Consider the following 20,095-nt stretch of genomic DNA (forward strand, 5'->3'; position numbering starts at 1 on the left):
CTGCAAACAGAATAGGCTGCCTGAAAGCATTGTTTGCTTTCAGGCAGCCTTATGCGTTTAAAACTTTACATACACATCAATTGGCTTTATCGGCTTTATCTTGGTGGATATAGTCTTCGGTGGTGTCGCCAATCAGGCTTTTGTCGTCTTTGGCGCGTTGGCGTGCATTGGGCCGTTCAATCAGCAAATACAACACCACGCCAATCACCACGGCATACACAGTGGATTTCGGGTCGGGCATAGCCAAGGTTACCGCCACAATCCCGGCCACCCCGCGCTCAGCCGAATTTTTCAGCTCTTCCATGCCCACCATAATGCAGATATAGGCGGTGAGAATCAGCGTTAACGACAAGGCAATCGGCAATACCGGCTTAAACATGGTTACCAAAGGCAGGATAAATATCGCAATCAGGCCGGTAATCCAGAAGGTGCCGCCGCCGCTGTAAATCGAATCCATGGCTTTGCGGCCCAGTGCATAGCGTTCGGCCACGGTGGCGTGCGCCGCCGTCCACAAAGGGCCGGCCAACCCCGGCCAGGGTGCCAGCAAGGCATGCAAGCCGTTGCGCATGGCGGTAACCAGATGCACACGGGTGACATCCAACTCAATTTTTTCATCCGGACGTACTTCGTCCACCCGGCGGCACAAGGTAAAGCCCACCAAAATATCACCAAAGGCAATCACATAAGCAATAATCGCTGTGGGTATGGCCAGCAGAAACATGTCCCAGCTGGGCATGCCCACATTAAATACCAGGTATTGCGTCATCAGGCCGAAGTCTGGTTTGGTAATGCCCCATTCAATCACCGGCAACGGATATTCGCCCACCGCCCAGCCGATAAGCATGGCCACAAACAGGCCGGGAATCATGCCGAAATTGGCCAGCATTTTGGCGAATTTATTGTTTTCTACAATATTCTTGAACGACAGCGAAAACAAAATATAGGCCGAAACCAAAGCACCAATCAGCAGCGAAATCGGCGTGGCATCAATGCGCCCGCCGGATTTCAGCTCGCCCATCATGGCCGCGATACCGGCGCCAATAATGATGCCGGATTTAAGCGAGTTGGGGATAATCCGCACCAGCTTGCTGCCCAGCCCGGTAACACCCAAAAACAAGAAAATGATGAACACCAGTAGTTGCAGCGCAAACATGGCCTGCACCGCTTGCGGGCCCGGCTCAAATGCCTGCAAATACAGCAACACCACCGGAATGGCCGGGGTAATCCAGCCGGGCACCAATGGCACACCAAGTAAGGCGGGCAGCAGATAGGCCACCCCGGCAACTACGCAAAATGCCAACGCCGCTTCATAGGGCATGCCTAGGTATTTTTCCAACAGGGGAATCATAGCCAAGCTGACCACAAACATAAACAGCCCCTGAATCATCTCTGGGAATTCCCAGCGATAATGGATAAAAGGCAAACGGATTTTGAATGGACCGGCAGGCCAGTAAGGCTGCTCGGCACCATAAGGGCGTTTAATGGCCATATTGAAGTTTCTCCTTGTGTTGTTCTCTGTTTTTATCGGCATTTGGTGCGCAATGACAGCAAATGTGTGCTTATTGTAAAGCAACTCTATTGTCATTCAAAGTTATGTCAATATGACTTAAAGGGTAAATGTTTTGTCTGAATGGTTATGGCGTATTGTCGAATCAAGGTAAAGCGATAAGCGCATCAGCAAAATAAAAACAGGGAAAGATATATTTTTATTTCAGCAAGTTGTAAGATTGTTTGCTGTGGGTTAACAGGATAACCGCCGTTTATTTTAAAAGCGAACCCGGTGGTATAATCAAATGTGCCATTTAACTTTAAGGTCTGTGCACAATTCATCACGCGGTAATATGTTGGCTGAAAAATCTGTCTTCTGGGCTAAAAGCTGAAGCTAGGCGCCCATATTCAAGAGTCATCATTTTCTTGGCTGCGCTTTTGGGCTTGAATGCGGATTTGCCGCTTAGCGCCTGTTATACGGATGAAATGTAAGCAGCCCTAAGATGAACGAAAAATATTTATCAATCAATCAAAAAAATACTTAATTATGATTAAATTAAATGATTTATCCATCGGCAATGATTGTGCTTTTACCCTTTTCGGCGGGCTGAATGTTTTGGAAGATGTGGATTCCACGCTGTTTGCTTGTGAAAAATATGTAGAAGTAACCAATAAACTCGGCATTCCCTATGTTTTCAAAGCTTCATTTGACAAGGCCAATCGCTCTTCTATCCACTCTTATCGTGGTGTGGGTTTGGAAGAGGGGATGAAGATTTTTGCAGCGGTAAAAAAAGAGTTTGGCGTGCCGGTGATTACCGATGTGCATGAGCCGTGGCAAGCGGAGCCGGTGGCGGAAGTGTGTGATGTGTTGCAATTGCCGGCGTTTTTGGCGCGCCAAACTGACTTGGTGGTGGCGTTGGCCAAAACCGGGCGGGTGATTAATATCAAAAAGCCGCAGTTTTTAAGCCCGCATCAGATGAAAAATATTGTCGACAAATTTAAAGAAGCGGGCAATGAGCAATTGATTTTATGCGAACGCGGCTCGAATTTTGGCTATGACAATTTGGTGGTGGATATGCTCGGCTTTGGGGTAATGAAAAAAATCACTGGCGATTTGCCGATTATTTTTGATGTTACCCATGCTTTACAGCAGCGCGAATCGGGTGCTTCGGCTTCCGGCGGGCGCCGTAATCAGGTGTTGGATTTGGCCTTGGCCGGTATGGCCACCCGTTTGGCCGGTTTGTTTTTGGAAGCGCATCCGGATCCGGACAAAGCGCGTTGTGATGGCCCCAGTGCGTTACCATTGAATATGCTGGAAACTTTCTTGGCGCAGGTAAAAGCGGTGGATGATGTGGTGAAAGCCATGCCTGTGTTGGATATCAAATAATGGCGAATACAGTACAAGAATCGGTGGTGATTGTGATTCCGGCACGCTATGCGTCTACACGTTTGCCGGGCAAGCCGCTGGCGGATATTGGCGGCAAGCCGATGATTCAGCATGTTTATGAGCGTGCCAGCCAAGTGGCGGGTGTAGATACGGTATTGGTGGCAGTAGACGATAACCGTGTGGCCGAAGCCGTAAGCGCATTTGGTGGGCGCTGGGTGATGACGCGTCCAGATCATGAATCGGGCACTGATCGCTTGGCAGAAGTGATGGCGCAGCATCCGGCTGATATTTATGTGAATGTACAGGGGGATGAACCATTGATTCGCCCGCAAGATATTGCGGTGCTGATTGCCGGTATGCGAGCCGATGCCGGTGTGGCGGTGGGCACCTTATGCCATCCTTTGCCTGCGGCAGAGGCGGGCAATCCCAACGCGGTTAAGGTGGTATTGGCAGATAATGGTGATGCCCTGTATTTTAGCCGCAGCCCGATTCCTTATCCGCGCGAAGCCGAAGAAGCGAGCTACCTGAAACATGTGGGTGTGTATGCTTATCGCCGTGATGTGTTGGCACAGTATGGCAACTTGCCGCAGCCGATGATGGAAAAAACCGAAAAACTGGAACAACTGCGCTTGCTGGCGGCCGGTTTTAAGATTCGTGCTTTTCAGGTAGCCGAAACCGGGCCGGGTGTGGATACGCCCGATTGCTTGGCGCGCGTGCGCCAATTAATGGCAGGGCTGCCTGAAACCGACATGGCTGCCAACCCCAGCTTGGCAGATGTCAAATTGTTGATTACCGATGTGGACGGTGTGCTCACCGATGGCGGTATTTATTACGATGAAACCGGCGAATGCTTAAAACGCTTTCATGTGCGCGATGGCTTGGGTATCCGTTTGCTGGAAGAGAGCGGCATCCGGGTGGCGGTATTGTCTGGCCGAGATTCAGCCACATTGCGCAAACGGGTGGCGGACTTGGGCGTGTCGCTATTTCGTTTTGGCGTGAAAGACAAACATCAGGCCTGTGTGGATTTGATGGCTGCCGCGGGTGTTGAGGCTGACCAGACCGCTTGTATTGGCGACGATACCATTGATTTACCCGCCTTTGTCGCTTGCGGTTTAAGCTATGCGGTGGCCGATGCGCCGGTATATGTACAAGCCAAGGCAACTGCGGTTTTACAAACTGCCGGTGGTCATGGTGCGCTGCGTGAGCTGGCGGATGCTATTCTAATGGCACAAGGCAAGGCTGAAATTTTTGATTCGGCTCAAGGCTTTGCCAAGGTGATGGCTGGCGCGGCGCAATAGCATTCTATAGTGGCATAACACAATATCGGATAAGCGCATGGCCATTGGGTTATCGGCTTTGATGGCTAAATAGAGGTAAAAAATATGAGCTCCAAAATTTTACAGCAGGCACACAGTATTATGTTGACTGAGGCTGAAGCCATTGTGCCATGGCCGCTCGTTTGGATACCGCATTTGAAGCCGCAATCCAAACTATTTTATCCATGCAAGGTCGTGTAGTGGTGGTGGGCATGGGTAAGTCGGGCATTATCGGCCAAAAGATTGCCGCCACCATGGCGTCTACTGGTACTCCGGCGTTTTTTGTGCACCCGGGTGAGGCTTTCCACGGTGATTTGGGTATGATTAAGCCGATTGATGTGGCCTTGCTGATTTCTAATTCGGGTGAAACCGAAGAGATTATCCGTATTTTGCCGTTTTTGGAATATCAGCAAAACCGGATTATTGCTCTGACTGGCGATCCAAAATCCAGCTTGGGGTGCAATGCGCATGTGGTGCTGGATGTGGGTGTAGAGCGGGAGGCATGTAATAATAATTTGGCGCCCACCAGCTCAACCACGTGTACTTTGGTTATGGGCGATGCCTTGGCCATGGTTTTGGCGGCAGAGCGGGATTTCCAGCCGGAGGATTTTGCCCGTTTCCATCCGGGTGGCAGTTTGGGACGGTGTTTGCTTACCCGGGTGGCTGATGTGATGAATAAGGATAAATTGCCGGTATGTACACCAGATGCGTCTTTTAAACAGGTGGTGCATAGCATTAACCGCGATTATTTGGGCTTAACTTTGGTGATGCAAGACAATGCATTGGCAGGCATTATTACGGATGGCAACATTCGCCGTGCCTTCGATGGCGATGCGGATTTTATACTAATTCTCTGAATTAACATACAATAGACCAAGCCCTAGAGGTAATCGACCGAATCAATTCAAGCTGTACACGCAACCGATTCCAAGCCACACAAGCAGCATCTACAATCGCATCATAACCATCAAAGCATCGGTTCGATAAATCATGCTGCTTTAAATACTGCCATATCTGTTCAGACGGATTCAATTCCGGTGAATACGGCGGCAGTTTCAGCATCGTCACGTTATGTAGGTTTAAATCGGCTTGATGCCATAAAGCACCATCCATAACCACCACTGCATGACGACCCTCCGGTACTTCCTTGCTGATGTGCTGCATATGTAGCTGCATGGCTTGCTTATTCACATACGGCAATACCAAACCCACACTGTTGCCGGTTGAGGGGCAGAATGCCCCAAACAGGTAGGCAGACTCAAATTGCTGTTGGCGTACGACCCTCGGCCTTTGGCCGCAATAGTGCCAAACCCGGGTGATGGATCCTTGCTGGCCGATACGGGTTTCATCTTGAAACCAGATGTCTACGTCAGACAACTCAATATGTTCAGGCAGCACTGTCCGAACATGGTTTACGAAGTTTTTTAAAATCATCCATTGCCTGCTGATTCGCTTTGGGATGCCGGCTGCGGGCAGATACCCAGCTGATGCCGATGCGGGACAATAAGCCGTAAATGCCTTTCGGTGTGTAGTCGGTCTTAAAGTCTTCTTTGGCAATACGGGCAATATCAACAGCAGTCAGCCTGCCGCCGCCCCTTTGCTGTTGTTGTTCTACAATGGCTTGCTTAAAGGCTTCGATGTCTTTTTCGGCCAACAGGCTTTTGCGGCCTCTGCCGGGTTTGTCGTAGATGCTGTCCAGCCCATACAGCCAATAGTGCTTTCTGATGACGCTGATGCTTTGTTGATGATAGCCAAAGGTTTGTGCAATGCTGTCTAAGCTGTGACTCAAGCTTAGTTGATGCAGCATCAGCAATTTGATCCGCGCTCTCGGATTTGACTCTGTTTTGGACAGTTTCAAAAAATCATGATCATTCAGCTGGTGTTTGCGGGGTGTTAGTTTGGGCATGGTGGTGTTTGGGGTGTTTGGGCTTGGGTTTTATTATATTGTTTTTTAGAATTGGTATAAAAGCAGTTTGACAGTACCATCCGACCTTGTATCTCTCAAGCGGTGAGTAAAACGCGTATTATTCCCGCCCCGTATGGCAGCAAACTGTATCCGACCCAAGTGCCCGACACTGAAATGTAGATAACACTGCCATACACCTCATCCTACAATCTGAATGGTATCCAAGTGCGCGGCAGCGCCCGCAAGACACTGCATAAATAAGGATAGATTATGATGAACTTCCAAGTATTGGGCATCGACATCAGCAAAAACAAACTAGATTGTGCTCTTATCCGCGACATTGGCAGCAGTAAAATCAAAACCAAAGCATTGCCAAACCACCTCCAAGGCTTTAACCAACTGACAGAATGGCTGTATAAAAACATCGGTGAAGACTTAAGCCTACTCAAAATTTTCATGGAAGCCACCGGCGTTTACCACGAAGCATTGGCAGAGTACCTGCATAACAAAGGCATCGCCGTTTATCTGCTTAATCCTGCCGACAGTGCCCATTATGCCAAATACGACAGCTTGCACAAAACCGATAAGGCTGATAGCCAGTCACTGGCCAGAGCCGGTATTGACCGCCTCATGCACCACAAAGTACGCCAATGGCAGCCTGCTGCACCCACATCAAGCGGCTCAACGCACTACTAGCCCGTCTAGATGCGCTGCAAAGCGATCGCAGCGTGAAGACAACCGCATGGAGAAAGCCGGATTCAGCGCTGTTCCCGAAGCGGTCAGCCAGTCCATCAGCACCATGCAGACCAATTTGAAGCAGCAGATCGGCACCATCACACAGGAAATCGAACAACATATTGACCGGCATCCTGATTTGAAAAAGACCGTGCTTTACTGCGCAGCATACCCGGTGTAGGTGAAGTGGTTTCATTGCGCATGGTTGCGCTCTATCATAGCAAACATTTTACCTCCGCCTCGCAAATGGCTGCCTATTTGGGATTGGTGCCGAAAAAACGGGAATCCGGCAAACACAAAGGCAAAGCCATGCTTTCCAAGCGGGGCAGTTCGGTCATACGAGCTAAGTTGTATATGGCTGCGGTGGTTGCAAAAACGTGGAATCCGGATATTAACGCGCATTACCGCAGACTGAAAGCCAGAAACAAAACGGAAATGCAGACCATCGGCGCAGCGATGCGCCGCTTGGTACAGATTTGCTTTGGTGTGTTGAAGCACCAATGCGAATATCAGGCCAAAATAACCATTGCGGCTTGATGCGAGAGATGGTATCTGCCGGCCCAAACAAAACCCCGATAAATTTATCGGGGTTTTGTTTGGGCTGCCTGAAAATCAAATTAAGGCTGAATGCCTTTTTCTTGCAGCAGTTTGGCAATTTCGGCTTGCACTTTTTGCTGGCGTGCCTGATTGCGCAATTGCTCTTTCACTTGCTCAAACGGCGGCGCATCGGCGCTGCGGCGGGCGCCGGCCAGTTTAAACAAATAATAGTGGCCTTCCAAATTCACCACATCGCCGGTAATTTGGCCGTCTTTGAGCAAGCTGGCGATGTGCGCTACCGGCGGCGGCAGTTGTTGCGGGTTCATCCACACATCGGTGGGCGATTGCGGATTCACTTCTTTCATCAGCGCTTCAAAGCTGAGGCCTTTTTTCAGGCGTTCCAAACCGGCTTTGGCGGCGGCTTCGCTTTCGAACTCTATCGGCAACAGTTTGATTTCGCGGCTGAGCACATCGTAGGTTTGGCGCAAATCGCTGTCGCTCACTTCGATTTTGGCTCTTAAATGATCAACATAGGCATTGGCGTAGTATTGCGCCTGCAAGTTGGCCAGCCCGGCCTGAATGTCCGGCTGTTTGTCCAAACCGGCTTTTACGGCCTCGGCTTGCAGCACATCCACGGTTTGCAATTCGCGGGTGATGTCTTGCGTGAGCTGTGCTTTGTTTGGCAACGGTGCGCCGGGCTGCTGAGGCTGAGCGGCCATTTGCGCCTGTACTTGTTTCAGCATCGCATCAATGCGTGCTTGATCCACTTTGGGTGCTTCGGCCAGCGCCAAGCCGGCGGCAATCATGCTCAAACCGGCCAACCACGGGGTAAAACGTTTCATACGGGGTGTTCCTTAGCAGAGGTTGTGTTGGGTTATTTGATGGTGGCTTTTTGGTAGAGGCTGCCGATGGCGGCTTCTACGCGGGCTTCTTGCAGGCGTTGCACCAGTTGTGGTTCCAGCTCTTTGAACGAGGGCACTTTTACCGCGCGTTTGTCGTTGATGTAAAACACCGCAAAAATGCCGTTGCCTTGCAGCGGGGTAGTGGTGTATTGGCCTTTTTTCAGGTCTTTCACGGCGGCATAGAGCGGGGGTGCGCTTTGTTCCAGGTCTTTCAGTGCTACATAAGACTTGGGAATACCGCCGGCGGCTTTGCCGGCCGGGTCGATAGTGTACTGGCTGGCCACCGATTTAAAGCTCTTGCGGGCTTTAAGTGCATCAATGGCTTTTTGAGCATCTTCATTGCTGCGGGTCACGATTTCGCCCAATTGTACTTCTTGGCTGCCTTTGTAATGTTGGCTCACATCGTTATATACGGCTTGGGTTTCTTCGGGGGTAACCGGGTGGCTGCCCACCACGGCGGCTAAAAAAGCACGGGTGAGCAAGTTGTCTTGGAAGGTGGCCCAGTCTTGTTTGAAGCCGGGCTTTTTGTCGTCGCCCAATTTCTTGGCTTCGGCCATGGCTTCATCCAGTGCGGCCTTGTACTGTGGGCTTTGGTCAATTTTCAGGCGCTTGGCTTCCTGAATCATCAGGGTGCGGGTAATCAGGCGTTTGGTGATGCTTTGGCGCAATTCGGGCGAATCTTGCACTTGGCCTTGGCTTTCGCGGCTGAGCATTTGCACTTGGGCATCTACTTCGGTGCTGTCGATTTTGGTGCCGTTCACGGTGGCCACGGTTTGCGCCAGAGCGGCGCCACTGAAGGCGGTGATAAGTAAGGCGGCAAGCAGTTGTTTTTTCATGGTTATGGCTTTCTGGTTAAGTCGGTAAGTAATCAATAATATAATGCGTTCTGGCGTTTATGTGCTGTGGTGAAAGTATTCTTCTGGGCTGGAGGCCTTGATGCTCAAAGCATGGATGCGGTGGGGGAATAGGTCGTGCAGCTTGTCTTTTACCAAGCGTTGCCTTGCCAAGCGGCTTTGCTTGGAAAACGCTTCGCTCACCACCAGCAAGCGGTAATGGCCACCGCCGGTATTGCCGGCGTGTCCGGTGTGCAGGTGGCTGTCGTTGTGCAATTCAAAATAAAGCGGTGCTAAGCTGTCTAGGCGTTGCTTTATTTCGGCTTCGATGTTCATGCGGGCAATACTTTCTTAAACGGGCGAATCAGAATTTCGGCATACACCCCGGCGTCGACATAGGGGTCTTGCTGCGCCCAGGCTTCGGCCTCATCCAGTGAGGCAAAGTCGGCCACAATCAGGCTGCCTGAAAAGGCGGCGTCGTTGCCGGGCAGGGGGTTGGGGCCGGCCAAGATCAGGCGATTTTCGTCTTGCAATTGCTGTAAACGCGCCAAGTGTTGCGGTCTGGCCGCCAGGCGCGCTTCTAAGGTATCGTCGGCATCGGTGGCCAGCAACATAAACAACATCAGTTTGGTTCCTTCGGTATAAAACGGCTGAGGTAGGCGGTTTGCACCAGCACAAATGCAATCAACAGGCCGGTGCTGCCGAATAACTTGTAATTAACCCATTGCGCTTCGGTAAAGCGGTACGCTACCCACAAATTGAGTACGCCCATCATAGCCAAAAACAATACCCATGCAAAGGTGAGTTTACGCCAAACCGCATCGGGCAGGGTAATTTCTTTGCCCATGGTGGCTTGCAGTGCATTTTTGCCCAGCAGCTGCGAGGCCAGTAGGGCGGCAGCGAGTAACCAGAATAAAATGCTCGGTTTCCACATAATAAAGTGGGCATCTTTGAAAACAATGGTGGCGCCGCCGAAAATCACAATCAGCAATAGGCTAACCCATTGCATGGTTTGCAGCTTTTTGTATTTTATCCAAATAAAGGCTGCCTGAATTACCCCGGCTACCAGTGCCACGGCGGTGGCCAATACGATGTTTTTGGTGAATACATAAGTGATAAAAAACAGAATAACAACCAATAGTTCAAAAAGCGCTTTCATAAATCCGTATCTTTGAAAAATAAAAATCTAAAGTTTATATCGCATAGCAGGCTTCAGGCAGCCTTTACGTAATGTTAAGGTGCTTTGGCCTGGGCGATTTAAAATCGTGCCGAATAATAACAGCAGCCAGCGCTTTATGGCGAGGCGATTTGTGGTTGACGGCAGGCTGCACACGGTTTTCTGCTTAACTTTGGCGGTTTGGTGCGTGAAAATGCATCAAATTACAGCGGAATTTGTTACGATTTGCAAACAATCAGCTTGTTTGTTTGTGAAAAAACAATATAAATTAACCAATGCGCTTGGCAGCAGGCATCAGAAAACGCTATGATGGCAGCGCTTATCAGGCGATACACAGTGCAAATGAAATTAATGAAATAATACAGTGGTTATCAATATGCAGCCGCAACTGCGTCGATATAAAGCAATACCACTGTATTCAGAACGGGTTGGGAGACAAATTTGAATCAGCGTAATCAAATAAAAATCATTGCGGCTTCATTATGTGCCGCCGTATCCATGCAGGTGTTGGCGGGCTTAGGCGGTTTGCAGGTTCAGTCGGGCTTGGGAGAGCCTTTTTCCGGCAGCATTGTGGTTACCGGCGAAGAAGCACGGCTGTTGCTGAGCAATAACGGCGCCGCAGTGATTACCGGCGCACCGCTGCGTGCCACCGTGGTGCGCCAAGGTGATAACGCGGTGTTGCGTCTGCGCTCCAGCCAAGCAATTCAAGAGCCCTTGCTCAGCTTTGGGCTGGTGGTGGGTGGGCAAGGGCGCCAGTACAGTGCCATTATGGATCCGCCCAATTACCGTGTGCGTGCGGCCACCCCGCCGGCAACAAGCGCTGATGGCCGTCGCGATGCGGCTAAGGCGGCGGTGAGTGCCGCTTTGCAGGATGCAGGCCAACAAAGCGCACGGGCGCAAACCAATGCTGCGGCATCGGTGTTTTCCGGCCAGCGCTACACAGTACAGCCGCAAGAAAATTTGATTGATGTGGCGCGCAAAGTGCAGCCCCAAGGCTTAACGCTGGGGCAAACCATGCGTGCTTTGGTGAAGGCCAATCCGCGTGCGTTTCGCAACGGCAATCCTGATTTGATGTACAAAAACGTAACTTTGCGCATCCCCAGCGCAGAGCAAATGCGCACATTGGCCAGGCAGCCAATCAGCCGCCCGGCGCCCACTGTAGGTGCGGCGCCGACAACAGCGCCCGAAGCACCCGCAGCTGGGATGGCGGCAACACCTGAGCCAACGGCTCCGGCATCTGCAGCGGTAAGCACTCCCGCGGATGCACAAACCACAGTGGCAGAAGCATCTGCACCAGTGGCCGCTTCCGAGCCGCTGGCGGCTTCTGCGGTCATGGCCAGCGAAGCAGAAGCGGCTTCGGCTGTTGTGGCGGCACCGGTAGCGCCCCCGCCGCCCCCACCCACGCCGGTGGTTGAACCGGAGCCGCAAGCAGGCTTTTTGGATGGTTTGTGGCCTTATATTCTCGGCGGCGGTGGTTTGCTGCTGTTGCTGGCATTATTGCTGCTGTTGCGCCGCCGCCAGCAAGCGCGTGCTGACGAAGCAGAAGAGGCCGCCGATGAAGTGGTGTTGGCAGATGAGCCTGTCCGTGCCGATCCGTCTTATGCTGTAGCCGCTGCTGCGGCAGCCCCTGTGAATAATGAAGACGACGATATTGTTTTTGCCGATATCGAACAGCAAATCAAAACTGTGGAAACGCCTACGCAAGCCCGTATGGCCGTTGAACCGTCGCCCGCGCCAGCCGCCAAACCGACAGCAGCGCAAGCCAACGAATGGGCGTGGCTGGATGATGCTGCCACTGCAGCAGCACAGCCGGCGACAAGCAGTAAAGCTGCATTGAGTAACGATGATGGTTGGTTGGACGAACAGACTTTTGACGAAAAAGAATTCAGCCCTACTGTGCCTGAAAGTGTTTCGCCCGAGCCGGTAGCGGCTCGGGCGGCACCGGCTGATGACGACTGGCTGCAATTTGATGCGGCTGAAGTGGCAGCGCCGGCAACAGCGGTTACTGTGGCGGCCGCTCAGCCGCCCGCAGCGGAAGAGGCGGTGGATGATTGGTCGTGGTTTGAAGAAAGTGCTCTGGCAGAAGTTTCCGAGCCAGAGCCCGTTGTTCCTGCGCCTATAGCAGAAACTCCTACTGCACCTGCTGTTGAGGCCGAAGTGGCCGAAATATCTTTGGATGAGGCTTTTGCCAGCGACGACTTTGAATGGCAGGTAGATCCGGCCAGCCAAGCAAATAGCCAAGCAAATACCGGTAATGAAACACCGCTGCAGAGCCTTGCCGGTGCAGCAACGCCTGCAGATAAAGCGCTGGCCGATGCCGTGGCCGATATTGATTTGGATGTAGATTTGCTGTCTTGGGACGATGAAGCCACCACCAGCCCGGCGGTTGAACCGCAACCTAGCCCGTCTGTAGCTGCCTCTGTCGATGCGATTGAGGGTATGGAAGACCTGAGTTGGGATGACGGCATGGATGTGGCCTTGGATTACGACGAGCCAAAGGCTGCTCATGGCCATAAGAGCTCGGATCCGGGTGATGATGCCCGCCAGCGTCATGCTTTTGCTGCTGCTGATCAAGATTTGGCCGTAGCCGATATTGATTGGGGTGCTTTAGGTTTGACTGACGACGGGGGTAATCAGGCAGCGGCGTCACAGGGGGCGGCTATGGTTGAGGCGGATATTTTTGCCGTAGAGACGGAGCCGGTGCCGATGGCCGCCAAACCGGCCGTCAACGTTAATCTGTCGGTACCGCTGGAAGCCAAGCTGGAGTTGGCGCAGATGTATCTGGAAATTGACGACGCACAAACCGCCCGTAAAACCTTGCAAGAGCTGATTACCGAAGCCGATGGCGAGATTTTGGCCGAAGCCAAATCGTTGCTGGCGCAGCTGGGCGATTAAGCTTGGTGTTCGCACACAACGCCCGCAGACCTTGCGGGCGTTTTTTGTTATGATGCCGGTTTTTGCGCCAACGTGGCGGCCATGTTTAAGGCTGCCTGAAACCGATTTGCGATGATCAATAACCCCTCAAGCCCACAACGCTGGGCGCTGACCTTGGCTTATAACGGCGCCTATTTCCACGGCTGGCAAAAGCAGCCGGATGGCGTTTACACCGTTCAGGCAGCCTTGGAAGCGGCCATCAGTGAAGTGGCCGCCGAAGCGGTGGGCATTACCGTGGCCGGGCGCACCGATGCGGGTGTGCATGCCACTGCGCAGGTGGTGCATTTCGATACCCACGCCCGTCGCAGCGAGCAAGCTTGGGTGCGCGGCGTTAATACCGTGGCCGACAAACATGTGCGCGTGCTGACTGCTCAGCCGGTGGTGGCGCATTTTCATGCCCGTTTTGATGCCTTTGGTCGCCGTTACCGTTATGTGCTGGAATCCGGCCGCGTGCGTTCGCCCTTGCTGCGTGGCCGTGCGGGCTGGACGCATCTGCCCTTGGATATGGCCGCCATGCGTGAAGCGGCGGCGCTATTGGTGGGCGAGCATGATTTTTCCAGCTTCCGTTCGTCTGCTTGCCAAGCCAAATCGCCGATAAAAACGTTATACAATATCCGCCTGGCCGGCAGCCCCGCGTTTATGGTGCTGGATTTGCACGGCAATGCTTTTTTGCACAATATGGTGCGCAATATTGTGGGCGCACTGGTGTATGTGGGCAGTGGCAAATTAAGTGTGGCCGGATTTGCCGACTTGCTGGCCGCCCGCAGCCGCCAAACCGCACCGCCCACTTTTATGCCCGACGGCCTGTATCTTGTCGGTGTGGATTACCCGCCGGAATTCGGCATGAGCACACCGCCGCTGCCGCCGTGGCTGTGGCCGGATATATAGGCTGCTGTTTTCAGGCAGCCTTGCCATTATCAATAGAAAGTATCCATGAATACACGCATTAAAATCTGCGGCATTACCCGCCCGCAAGACGCTTTGGCGGCCGCCGATTTGGGAGTTGATGCCATCGGATTGGTGTTTTTTAATGGCAGCAAACGGGCAGTGGATGCTGCGCAGGCACAAGCGGTGGTGCGGGCGCTACCGCCCTTGGTGAGCGCAGTGGGTTTGTTTGTGAATGCCGATGCGGCGGAAGTGGCGGCGGTGTTGCAACAAGTGCCGCTGGATGTGTTACAGTTTCACGGCGATGAAACGGCGGCTTTTTGCCGCCAATTTGCGCGGCCTTATATTAAGGCGGTGCGGGTGGCGACGGCGGCCGATATTGATGCGGCTGCCCGCGATTTTGCCGATGCGCGCGCCTTATTATTGGATGCGGCAGTACCCGGCCAATATGGCGGCACCGGCCAGCGGTTCGATTGGTGTGTACTGCCCGCCCAGATGCCCATGCCGTGGCTGCTGGCCGGTGGGCTGGATGCTAATAATGTGGCGCAGGCAATTGCCCAAAGCGGCGCGGTGGCGGTGGATGTGTCCGGCGGCGTGGAAAGTGCGCCCGGCATTAAAGATGCGGCCAAAATGGCGGCGTTTATCCGCCAAGCGCGCGGCGGTTGAGTGTATTGCCTAGTGTGCATTGAAATAACGCTGCCTGAAACCGTTCAGGCAGCCTAAGATGGATTGATTTTCTTCACGCCGCCTTTCAGGCAGCTTGAGATTGAAAGCAAATATGCAAGACTACCATTCCCCCGATGAAAACGGTTTTTTTGGCGTGCATGGCGGCCAATATGTGTCGGAAACGCTGATTGCCGCCTTGGCCGAGTTGAAACAAGCCTATGCCCAAGCCAAGCAGGATCCGGCATTTTGGGCGGCGTTTGAGCGTGATTTGAAATACTATGTCGGCCGCCCCAGCCCGGTATATCACGCCGAGCGTTTGAGCCGCCATTTGGGCGGTGCGCAGATTTACCTTAAGCGCGAAGACCTCAACCACAGCGGTGCGCACAAAATCAACAACACCATCGGCCAAGCCTTGCTGGCACAGCGCATGGGCAAAATGCGGGTGATTGCCGAAACCGGTGCCGGCCAACACGGCGTGGCTTCGGCCACGGTGGCGGCGCGTTTCGGCATGGATTGCACCGTGTATATGGGCGCGGAAGACATCCAGCGCCAAGCGCCCAATGTGTTCCGCATGAAATTGCTCGGTGCCAAAGTGGTGGCGGTGGAATCCGGCTCCAAAACCCTGAAAGACGCCATGAATGAAGCCATGCGCGAATGGGTGGCGCGGGTGGACGACACCTTTTACATCATCGGCACCGCCGCCGGTCCCATGCCTTATCCGGAAATGGTGCGCGACTTCCAATGCGTAATCGGCAACGAAGCCAAGCAGCAAATGCAGGCGCTGATTGGCCGCCAGCCCGATGTGGCGGTGGCTTGCGTGGGTGGCGGCTCCAATGCCATTGGCCTGTTTCACCCTTATATCGGCGAAGCCAATGTGCGCCTGGTGGGCGTGGAAGCGGGCGGCACCGCATTAAGCGGCAGCCAACACGCCGCGCCGATTACTTCAGGCAGCCCCATCGGTGTGCTGCACGGTTTTCGCAGCTATTTGATGCAAGACGAGCACGGCCAAGTGGCGGGCACGCATTCGGTGTCGGCCGGTTTAGACTACCCCGGCATCGGACCCGAGCACAGCCATTTGCACGATATCGGTCGCGTGGATTATGTGGCCGCCAGCGACGATGCCGCGCTGGCCGCGTTTGACGCCTTGTGTCGCTTTGAAGGCATTATTCCGGCGCTGGAATCCAGCCATGCCTTGGCTTGGGCCATCGAAAACGCCCCGGCCATGCGCCCAGACGAAGTGATTTTGGTGAATTTGTCGGGCCGTGGCGATAAAGACATCAACACCGTAGCCAAATTAAAAGGCATTGCATTGTAAAATCCATCAGGCTACCTGAAACCGGGTAGCCTGTGTTTTGAAGGAAACCCTTATGTCTCAACATTCCGTGCTCACCGTGGTGGGAAAAAACCGCATCGGCATTGTGTATGAAGTGGCCAAAATTTTGGCCGAAAACCGCCTTAATATCGTGAACATCAGCCAGCAGTTGATGGACGATTATTTCACCATGATTATCCTGCTGGGCACCGAGCAATGCCCTAAAAGTCGAGAAGACATTATGGCGCTGATGGCGGCCGAAGGCCAAAAGCTGGGGTTGGATATGCGTTTGCAAGACGAAGCGCTGTTTAATGCCATGCATCGGGTGTAGCCCTTGCACTGCAACGCTGCCTGAAGCATTGAGTTTAGCTGCAACGCCGCCCTTTTTTAATAAAGCAGAACCGCATGAATTTCTCCATCCAATCCGCTGAAATCCTCGAAACGCTGCGCATGGTTTCCGACCAGCATTTTGATGTGCGCACCATCACCATCGGCATCGATTTGCACGACTGCATCGATGCCGACATCGACCGCCTCAACCAAAAAATCTACGCCAAAATCACCCACACCGGCCAGCATCTGGTCAAAACGGCGCAGCATTTGTCGGCCAAATACGGCGTGCCGATTGTAAACCAGCGCATTGCGGTAACGCCGATTGCGCAAATCGCCGCCGCCAGCGGTGCCGACAGCTATGTGAGCATTGCGCAAACGCTCGACCGCGCAGCCAAGGCCATCGGCGTGTCGTTTATCGGCGGTTTTTCCGCGCTGGTGCACAAAGGCATGAGCCGCAGCGATGAAACCCTAATCCGCTCCATTCCCGAAGCGATGCAAAGCACCGATATTGTGTGCAGCTCGGTAAACATCGGCAGCACGCGGGCGGGCATCAATATGGATGCGGTGCGGCTGATGGGCGAAACCATCAAACACACCGCCGCCATCACCCCCGAAGGTTTCGGCTGCGCCAAACTGGTGGTGTTTTGCAATGCAGTGGAAGACAACCCCTTTATGGCCGGAGCGTTTCACGGCGCGGGCGAGGCGGGCAGCATCATCAATGTGGGCGTGTCCGGCCCCGGTGTGGTGCGCTCGGCACTGGTCAATTCAGACGCACAAACGCTCACCGAAGTGGCCGAAGTGGTGAAGAAAACCGCGTTTAAAATCACCCGCGTGGGCGAATTGATTGGCCACGAAGCCAGCAAAATGCTGGGCATTCCGTTTGGCATTCTCGATTTATCACTGGCACCCACCCCGGCGGTGGGCGACAGCGTGGCGCGTATTTTGGAAGCCATGGGCTTGAGCGTGTGCGGCACCCACGGCACCACCGCCGCCTTGGCGCTGTTGAACGATGCGGTAAAAAAAGGCGGCATGATGGCCTCTTCATCGGTGGGCGGTTTGAGTGGCGCGTTTATTCCGGTATCGGAAGACGAAGGCATGATTGCCGCCGCCGAAGCCGGTGTGCTCACCTTGGATAAACTGGAAGCGATGACCGCCGTGTGCTCGGTGGGGCTGGACATGATTGCCGTGCCCGGCCACACCAGCGCCGCCACTATTGCCGGCATTATTGCCGACGAAGCCGCCATCGGCATGATTAACAGCAAAACCACCGCCGTGCGCATTATTCCGGTGCCGGGCAAAGACGTGGGCGACAGCGTGGAATTCGGCGGCCTGCTGGGACGCGCGCCGATTATGCCGGTGAAAGACGGTAACTGCGACGTGTTTGTGGCGCGGGGCGGGCGTATTCCGGCGCCGGTACAGGCAATGAAAAATTAACAGATATGGTTTCAGGCAGCCTTGATTTAATCTCCTAAGGCTGCCTGAAACCCCAAAACACAGAAAGCAAACATGAGCCGCATTCAACCCACTTTTGCCGAACTCAATGGTGCCACCGCCTTGGTGTCTTACATCACCGCCGGCGATCCTGATTTAGACACCACGCTGGCACTGATGCACACCCTGGCCGAAAACGGCAGCGACATTATCGAATTGGGCGTGCCGTTTTCCGACCCCATGGCCGACGGCCCGGTGATTCAGGCCGCCGCAGAACGCGCCTTGGCGCAAGGCGTGAGCCTGGCTGATGTGTTGGCGCTGGTGGCGCGTTTTCGCCAACACAATACGCACACACCGGTGGTGCTGATGGGCTATCTCAACCCGGTGCACCGCATGGGCTATGCCGCTTTTGCCGCAGCGGCAGCGCAGGCGGGAGTGGACGGCGTGCTCACCGTGGATTGCCCCGCCGAAAGCATTGATGATTTACAGGTAGCCTTACAGCAACACAATCTGGATTGCATCTTTTTAATTGCCCCCACCACCACCGATGCGCGCGTAAAAACCATTGCGCAAAAAGCCGGTGGTTTTGTGTATTATGTGTCGCTCAAAGGCGTTACCGGCTCGGCGCAGTTGGATACCGCCGCGGTTTCGCGTAAAATTGAGCATTTGCGCCAATCCATTTCGTTGCCCATCGGCGTGGGCTTTGGCATTAAAGACGCCGCCGGCGCCCGTGCCGTGGGTGCTGTGGCCGATGCGGTGATTGTGGGCAGCCGTTTGGTGCAAACCATTGCCGACAACCCCGGCAACGAAGCGGCCGCACTGGCAGCGGTGGTGGCGGAGCTGAAGCAGGCGCTGGCTTGATACGGTGCTGGTTTTACAGGCTGCCTGAAAGCCACTTTAGCCGGGCAAAAATTAACGGAATCAAGCGCAAACCATTCAAGGGAGTTTAATCATGTACCGTTCTGCATTAGTACTGGCTTTGTCGGCCATTTTATTGGGTGCTTGCGGAAAGCAGGCAGCCGAAACACAAGCCGAAACGCAAGTCTCAGCATCCGCCACCAGCACTGCCCAACACGACCGCAGCGCTGACCGCACTGTTTTTGTACAAGAATGCACCGCTAGCTGGCCTAAATCGCAACAAACCGCCGCCGTGCAGCAATATTGCGATTGCATGGCCGATTATGTGATGAATAAATACGATGCCGAAACCTATCGGCGTATTGATGATGCCATCCGCAGCCAGCAATCCAATGCCGAAACCGAAGCCTTTATGGCCGATCTGAACGGCAACGGACTCAAAGCCTGCCCGGCACCCGCTGCCGAATAAACTGGCTTTACCTCAAAGGATACCCGCCCATGAGCTGGCTCGATAAAATCTTACCGCCGAAAATCAAAAAAGACGAAAACGGCAAATCCGCCGTGCCCGAAGGCCTATGGCAAAAATGCCCCGCCTGTGCCGCCACTTTGTATGCCACCGATTTGCAGAAAAACCAGCAAGTATGCCCTAAATGCGGCCACCACAACCCGGTGGGTGCGCGCGAGCGGCTGGATTTGCTGCTCGACGAACAAGGCCGCAGCGAAATCGGCGCCCACATCAAACCGGTGGATATTTTGAAATTCCGCGACAGCAAAAAATACACCGACCGCTTAAGTGCCGCGCGCAAGCTTACCGATGAAGACGATGCGCTGGTGGTGATGCGCGGCACCATCAACGGCGTGCCCGCGGTGGTGGCGGCGTTTGAATTCCGCTTTATCGGCGGCTCCATGGGTTCGGTGGTGGGCGAGCGTTTTGTGCAAGGCGTGCGCGAGGCGGTGGCGCACAAGGCGGCTTTTGTGTGCGTGTCCGCTTCCGGCGGCGCCCGTATGCAGGAAGGCCTCAATTCACTGATGCAGATGAGCAAAACCAGCGCCGCCCTGCATTTGCTCGACGACAACGATTTGCCGTTTGTGTCGGTGCTCACCGATCCCACCATGGGCGGCGTGTCGGCCAGCTTTGCCTTTTTGGGCGATGTGGTGCTGGCTGAGCCGGGTGCCTTAATCGGCTTTGCCGGCCCGCGCGTGATTGAACAAACCGTGCGCGAAACCCTGCCCGAAGGCTTCCAGCGTGCCGAATTTTTGCTTGAAAAAGGCGCGGTAGACCAAATTGTTGATCGGCGCGAACTCAAAGCCCGCTTGGCTAGCCTGATTACCCTGTTGCGCCGCCAAGACGCCGCAGCGGCCTGATTTACTGCACTATGTTTAGGCTGCCTGAAA

General features: G+C 53.8%; 23 protein-coding genes. 15 read left to right on the forward strand and 8 right to left on the reverse strand.

Annotated elements, in window-relative coordinates:
• Positions 1-76 precede the first annotated feature (76 nt).
• Positions 77-1,489 (reverse strand): solute carrier family 23 protein, encoded by a 1,413-nt coding sequence (locus tag JQU52_RS08145; RefSeq protein WP_230338020.1) that lies wholly within the window; start codon positions 1,487-1,489, stop codon positions 77-79.
• Between the two features lie 546 nt (positions 1,490-2,035).
• Here JQU52_RS08145 and kdsA point away from each other — a divergent pair.
• The 3 genes from kdsA to JQU52_RS08160 all read left to right on the forward strand — a co-directional run bounded on the left by kdsA (position 2,036) and on the right by JQU52_RS08160 (position 5,048).
• Positions 2,036-2,875 (forward strand): 3-deoxy-8-phosphooctulonate synthase, encoded by an 840-nt coding sequence (gene kdsA, locus JQU52_RS08150; protein WP_379061533.1) that lies wholly within the window; start codon positions 2,036-2,038, stop codon positions 2,873-2,875.
• Positions 2,875-4,173: a 3-deoxy-manno-octulosonate cytidylyltransferase gene (gene kdsB, locus JQU52_RS08155; RefSeq protein WP_230338021.1), complete on the forward strand. Its 1,299-nt coding sequence runs from the start codon at positions 2,875-2,877 to the stop codon at positions 4,171-4,173. Before kdsA ends, kdsB begins: the two co-directional genes overlap by 1 nt.
• A gap of 149 nt (positions 4,174-4,322) precedes the next feature.
• On the forward strand, positions 4,323-5,048 hold the full coding sequence (locus JQU52_RS08160; RefSeq protein ID WP_230338022.1) for a KpsF/GutQ family sugar-phosphate isomerase: 726 nt from the start codon (positions 4,323-4,325) through the stop codon (positions 5,046-5,048).
• A gap of 1 nt (position 5,049) precedes the next feature.
• On the opposite strand, the gene JQU52_RS08165 is transcribed toward JQU52_RS08160, so the two are convergent.
• A complete protein-coding gene (locus JQU52_RS08165) occupies positions 5,050-5,625 on the reverse strand; it encodes an IS630 family transposase (RefSeq protein ID WP_230338023.1) in 576 nt (191 codons plus the stop codon).
• Positions 5,579-6,097 carry a winged helix-turn-helix domain-containing protein gene (locus tag JQU52_RS08170; RefSeq protein WP_230338024.1) on the reverse strand — a complete coding sequence of 173 codons (519 nt, stop codon included), beginning with the start codon at positions 6,095-6,097 and terminating at the stop codon, positions 5,579-5,581. Before JQU52_RS08170 ends, JQU52_RS08165 begins: the two co-directional genes overlap by 47 nt.
• 270 nt (positions 6,098-6,367) lie before the next feature.
• On the opposite strand from JQU52_RS08170, the gene JQU52_RS08175 reads away from it, so the two are divergent.
• From JQU52_RS08175 to JQU52_RS08185, 3 genes are read left to right on the forward strand one after another with little or no spacing between them, the layout of a single operon-like run.
• The gene (locus JQU52_RS08175; protein ID WP_230338025.1) at positions 6,368-6,793 is read left to right on the forward strand and encodes an IS110 family transposase; all 426 of its coding nucleotides are present in this window, start codon (positions 6,368-6,370) and stop codon (positions 6,791-6,793) included.
• Between the two features lie 46 nt (positions 6,794-6,839).
• Positions 6,840-7,013, forward strand: a complete 174-nt coding sequence (locus tag JQU52_RS08180; protein ID WP_230338026.1) for a hypothetical protein — start codon at positions 6,840-6,842, stop codon at positions 7,011-7,013.
• A gap of 20 nt (positions 7,014-7,033) precedes the next feature.
• Positions 7,034-7,369 (forward strand): transposase, encoded by a 336-nt coding sequence (locus tag JQU52_RS08185; RefSeq protein ID WP_230338027.1) that lies wholly within the window; start codon positions 7,034-7,036, stop codon positions 7,367-7,369.
• A gap of 80 nt (positions 7,370-7,449) precedes the next feature.
• Here JQU52_RS08185 and JQU52_RS08190 read toward each other — a convergent pair whose 3' ends face one another.
• Genes JQU52_RS08190 through JQU52_RS08210 form a run of 5 tightly spaced genes read right to left on the reverse strand, consistent with a single transcriptional unit; the run spans position 7,450 to position 10,263 of the window.
• On the reverse strand, positions 7,450-8,211 hold the full coding sequence (locus JQU52_RS08190; protein ID WP_230338028.1) for a peptidylprolyl isomerase: 762 nt from the start codon (positions 8,209-8,211) through the stop codon (positions 7,450-7,452).
• Positions 8,212-8,243: 32 nt separating this feature from the next.
• Positions 8,244-9,107: a peptidylprolyl isomerase gene (locus JQU52_RS08195; protein WP_230338029.1), complete on the reverse strand. Its 864-nt coding sequence runs from the start codon at positions 9,105-9,107 to the stop codon at positions 8,244-8,246.
• A 57-nt stretch (positions 9,108-9,164) separates the two neighbouring features.
• The gene (locus tag JQU52_RS08200; RefSeq protein ID WP_230338030.1) at positions 9,165-9,440 is read right to left on the reverse strand and encodes a BolA family protein; all 276 of its coding nucleotides are present in this window, start codon (positions 9,438-9,440) and stop codon (positions 9,165-9,167) included.
• Complete coding sequence (locus JQU52_RS08205; RefSeq protein WP_230340554.1) at positions 9,437-9,730, reverse strand: YciI family protein; 294 nt, start codon at positions 9,728-9,730, stop codon at positions 9,437-9,439. Before JQU52_RS08205 ends, JQU52_RS08200 begins: the two co-directional genes overlap by 4 nt.
• On the reverse strand, positions 9,727-10,263 hold the full coding sequence (locus tag JQU52_RS08210) for a septation protein A (RefSeq protein ID WP_230338031.1): 537 nt from the start codon (positions 10,261-10,263) through the stop codon (positions 9,727-9,729). Before JQU52_RS08210 ends, JQU52_RS08205 begins: the two co-directional genes overlap by 4 nt.
• 459 nt (positions 10,264-10,722) lie before the next feature.
• Between JQU52_RS08210 and JQU52_RS08215 the strand changes: the two genes are divergently transcribed.
• The 9 genes from JQU52_RS08215 (at position 10,723) to accD (ending at position 20,065) form a co-directional block, all read left to right on the forward strand.
• Positions 10,723-13,176, forward strand: a complete 2,454-nt coding sequence (locus JQU52_RS08215) for a FimV/HubP family polar landmark protein (RefSeq protein WP_230338032.1) — start codon at positions 10,723-10,725, stop codon at positions 13,174-13,176.
• A gap of 111 nt (positions 13,177-13,287) precedes the next feature.
• A complete protein-coding gene (gene truA / locus JQU52_RS08220) occupies positions 13,288-14,103 on the forward strand; it encodes a tRNA pseudouridine(38-40) synthase TruA (RefSeq protein WP_230338033.1) in 816 nt (271 codons plus the stop codon).
• Between the two features lie 45 nt (positions 14,104-14,148).
• Positions 14,149-14,766 carry a phosphoribosylanthranilate isomerase gene (locus tag JQU52_RS08225; RefSeq protein ID WP_230338034.1) on the forward strand — a complete coding sequence of 206 codons (618 nt, stop codon included), beginning with the start codon at positions 14,149-14,151 and terminating at the stop codon, positions 14,764-14,766.
• Between the two features lie 112 nt (positions 14,767-14,878).
• Complete coding sequence (trpB, locus tag JQU52_RS08230) at positions 14,879-16,081, forward strand: tryptophan synthase subunit beta (protein ID WP_230338035.1); 1,203 nt, start codon at positions 14,879-14,881, stop codon at positions 16,079-16,081.
• 52 nt (positions 16,082-16,133) lie between these two features.
• Complete coding sequence (locus JQU52_RS08235) at positions 16,134-16,409, forward strand: ACT domain-containing protein (protein WP_230338036.1); 276 nt, start codon at positions 16,134-16,136, stop codon at positions 16,407-16,409.
• 74 nt (positions 16,410-16,483) lie between these two features.
• Positions 16,484-17,845 carry a PFL family protein gene (locus JQU52_RS08240; RefSeq protein ID WP_230338037.1) on the forward strand — a complete coding sequence of 454 codons (1,362 nt, stop codon included), beginning with the start codon at positions 16,484-16,486 and terminating at the stop codon, positions 17,843-17,845.
• Positions 17,846-17,917: 72 nt separating this feature from the next.
• Positions 17,918-18,703 carry a tryptophan synthase subunit alpha gene (gene trpA, locus JQU52_RS08245; protein WP_230338038.1) on the forward strand — a complete coding sequence of 262 codons (786 nt, stop codon included), beginning with the start codon at positions 17,918-17,920 and terminating at the stop codon, positions 18,701-18,703.
• 91 nt (positions 18,704-18,794) lie between these two features.
• The gene (locus JQU52_RS08250) at positions 18,795-19,169 is read left to right on the forward strand and encodes a hypothetical protein (RefSeq protein ID WP_230338039.1); all 375 of its coding nucleotides are present in this window, start codon (positions 18,795-18,797) and stop codon (positions 19,167-19,169) included.
• Between the two features lie 29 nt (positions 19,170-19,198).
• Positions 19,199-20,065 carry an acetyl-CoA carboxylase, carboxyltransferase subunit beta gene (gene accD / locus JQU52_RS08255; protein WP_230338040.1) on the forward strand — a complete coding sequence of 289 codons (867 nt, stop codon included), beginning with the start codon at positions 19,199-19,201 and terminating at the stop codon, positions 20,063-20,065.
• Positions 20,066-20,095: the final 30 nt, after the last annotated feature.

It is taken from the genome of Paralysiella testudinis, assembly GCF_016894345.1.
Lineage (GTDB): Bacteria > Pseudomonadota > Gammaproteobacteria > Burkholderiales > Neisseriaceae > Paralysiella > Paralysiella testudinis.